The organism is Vibrio sp. 10N.261.52.A1, from assembly GCF_002876325.1.
Taxonomy (GTDB): domain Bacteria; phylum Pseudomonadota; class Gammaproteobacteria; order Enterobacterales; family Vibrionaceae; genus Vibrio; species Vibrio chagasii.
Genome location: NZ_MCYD01001175.1, coordinates 1 through 3651 on the forward strand (window position 1 = coordinate 1; position 3651 = coordinate 3651).

General features: G+C 45.5%; 2 protein-coding genes. Both read right to left on the minus strand.

The window, feature by feature from the left end:
* On the minus strand, window positions 1-438 hold a 438-nt coding region (locus BCT81_RS25050), incomplete at its 3' end, for an isoprenylcysteine carboxylmethyltransferase family protein (protein WP_102426218.1).
* 67 nt (window positions 439-505) lie between these two features.
* Window positions 506-3541 (minus strand): FAD-binding and (Fe-S)-binding domain-containing protein, encoded by a 3036-nt coding sequence (locus tag BCT81_RS25055; protein ID WP_102426219.1) that lies wholly within the window; start codon window positions 3539-3541, stop codon window positions 506-508.
* Window positions 3542-3651: the final 110 nt, after the last annotated feature.

Below are 3651 nucleotides of genomic sequence, written 5' to 3' on the forward strand. Positions count from 1 at the left end.
TTTGTAATCAACATATTCGGCACCGAATAATTGCTCTAGTGCTCGCTCTTCTGGTTTGATTTGGAACTGATTCATGTAGATAACAAAAGCAAAACTCAGCAAGACGCTGAAGATATTCTGGAAGAAATAACCAAAGCAGAACAGTAAGATGAAAAGGCCCAAATACATTGGGTTTCGCGTGTATCCAAAAACCCCACTATCAACGACGCTAGAGGCGGTTTCGACTTTAATTGGGTTAACGGTAGTTTTCTGTTTTCGGAACTCCCAAATGCCAGATAATCCAATAACGCCGCTCAAAACGGTTCCGACACCAAGAATGATGAGCTTAAACGGCATCCCTATCGCGCCTATACTCAACTGTTGCGCACTGAAATAAGAGGCGACTAAAACCAATATAAACAGAGCAACTGGTGGGACTTTCAACTCAAGAAATTTCATAGCTTTCCTTATTAACAATTCCATTGTTAGTTTAGAAAAAAGCCCAGCAATTGCTGGGCTAAATAGTTTAAAGAATTTGTGCGAGTGCCTGTAATGGGTGGGCGAGCTTTTCACCTTCAAAACGCTTCACTTGGCTACGGCAAGAGTACCCTGTTGCTAAACAGCGCTCTTTTGGTAAGTCTTGAATCCTTGGCTTCCAACTTAAACCGTAGATGTCTTTCGACATTTGTAACTTATCGACTTCATGTCCAAACGTCCCCGCCATGCCACAACAGCCAACTGGTACGCTAGTCAGTGCTGCTCCAAAGTGTTGGAAGATAGCGCCCCACTCTTTTTCAGCATTTGGCATCTTGGTTTTCTCGGTACAGTGAGAAAATAAATACCACATCTCTTCACTTGCAGAGCGCGCTTCATAGTCACCAAGCGATGGTAATAACCATTCATGAACAGTGAGCACATCAAAGTCACCACGCTTATCCGCTAAGATCTCGACGTATTCGTCGCGATAGCAAAGTACCAAAGCTGGATCCACACCCACGAGCGGAATACCAATATCTGCGACCATCGACAAGAAATCAGAAGTGGATTTCGCCTCGCGCGCAAAACGACTTAAGAAGCCCTTGATGTGCAACGCCTTACCATTTGGTTTAAACGGCAGTAGCACTGGTGTCTTGCCAAGCTTTTGAGCCAGAGTGACGAAGTCTTCAACCACCTCTGCATCATAGAAGCTGGTAAACGGGTCTTGGACAATCAAAACATGCTGTTTCTTCTCTTCCGAAGAGAGCCCTTCTAGATATTGAATATCAAAAAGTTGCAGCTCTTTGCTTGCCAGGCGATTTTTGAGCGTAGGCACCGACATCAGTGGTGCATCGACATAACCGACTGTTTTCGCTGTTGCAGATTGAACCCACTTTTGACCCAATGCAGCATTAACGACCTTTGGCGCTTTCGCCATTAGTGGCAGCATGGTTTCAATGTTTGCGACCAAGTAATCTTTGGCAGGGCGTTGGTAGCGTGAGTAATAGATATTTAAGAATCGTGAACGGAAACTTGGTACATCAACTTTGATTGGACATTGGCTCGCACACGCTTTACATGCAAGACAACCATTCATCGCTTCATGTACTTCGTGCGAGAAATCGTACTCGTGGCGTTTGTTCATGGTGTTACGAACGCGCTCAACCATAGTTTTGACCGGAGTATCATCTTTTAGCGCTTCTTGCTCTAAATCGAGAATATCCACGCCTTGCTCAGTTAGCTGACGCAACCACTCTCTGACTAAACCAGCACGACCTTTTGGTGAATGGCGACGGTCAGCAGTGACTTTCATAGAAGGACACATTGGTGAGCTCGTGTCGTAGTTAAAACATAAGCCGTTGCCGTTACACTCCATCGCTTGCTTAAAGCTGTCGCGCACTTGAACATCTATCTGGCGATCATAAAAGCCACGTTTAGTGTCGGTCACTTTCACCAACTCAGCGTCACTTTCTAAAGGCGTACAGATCTTGCCTGGGTTCATCTTGTTGTGTGGGTCAAATGCTGCTTTCACACGTCTTAATTCGGTAAACAGTTCTTCACCGAAGAAATCAGGACCGTACTCAGAACGGAAGCCTTTACCATGCTCGCCCCACATTAAGCCGCCGTATTTCGCCACCAGCTTAACCACTTCATCAGAGACTTCGTGCATCAAGGCTTCTTGCATTGGATCACATAAGTCCAGTGCTGGACGAACGTGTAGAACACCCGCATCAACGTGACCAAACATGCCATAATTTAACTCTTTCGAATCAAGCAGCACTCTAAATTCAGCGATGAAGTCAGCCAAGTTTTCAGGTGGTACACAAGTATCTTCAGCAAAAGCGACTGGCTTAGCACGACCTTTCGCCGCACCTAATAGGCCTACCGCTTTTTTACGCATGTTGTAGATTCGGCCAATACTCGCCAAATCGCTGCACACTTGGAAGCCAATCACGCCCGCTTCTTCGCTCTCAACCATGGTTTCAAGTTTGGCGGTCAGCGCTTGAACTTGTTGTTCAACTTCCGCTTCATCTTGGCCTGCAAACTCAACCATGTTGATACCAAGCATCTCTTTGTTAGGAACATCCGTCAGTAGGTCACTCACGGTGTGCCAAACAATATCTTGCTTCGCTAAGTTCAATACTCTTGAATCCACCGTCTCTACCGAGAGAGCCTTGGCTTCAACCATGAACGGTGCGTTACGCAGCGCAGAGTCAAACGTGTTGTATTTCACGTTAACCAAAGTGCGCGCTTTCGGAATTGGGGTTAGATTTAGCTTTGCTTCTGTAATGAATGCTAAAGAGCCTTCTGCGCCACATAACACGCGAGTAAGGTCAAAGCTGTCATCGTCATCATTGATAGCATTCTTGAGATCGTAGCCCGTCAAGAAGCGGTTCAATGGTGGGAATTTATTGAGGATTTGAGCGCGTTTTTCACGACATACCGCTTCGGTTACCGCAAGCGCATGATGCGCAAACTCGCCCTCTTCCGGTAAGCCATGTGATAAATCAGACTCTAGACACGAACCATCGGCGAATACCGCTTGCAAAGACAACACGTGATCAGACGTTTTACCGTACTTCAATGACCCTTGGCCTGATGCATCAGTATTGATCATGCCACCCAGTGTTGCTCGGTTACTTGTTGAAAGATCTGGAGAGAAAAAGTAACCGTAAGGGCGAACCGCATCGTTCAATTGGTCTTTAACGATACCCGACTGAACTCGTACCCAACCTTCCTTCTCATTAATTTCCAGAACCTGATTCATGTAGCGTGATAAATCAACCACAACCCCTTTAGTTAGGGATTGTCCATTGGTTCCGGTACCGCCACCACGAGGAGAAAAAGTTACGCGTTCATAAGCAGATTTAGAACCCACTTTACCGATAAGCACAACGTCGTGTGTTGTTTTGGGAAGAATGACAGCTTGGGGCAATTGCTGATAGACACTGTTATCAGTCGCGACCGCCAAACGGCTAGAATATTGAGATTCAATGTCGCCAGTAAAGCCCGCTGTTTTTAGTTCATCTAAAAAGCGTACAACAACTGGATCGACATCAGCATTGAGTTGAAGTCTTGGTAACATTTGCTTCCTGCCCCTACTTCGCTGATCCTATCAGCATTGGGTTATCTGAGATTTTTAATAATTTTCTTTGAATTTCGTCACTTTACTACTATTAAGATCATATAAAAAGG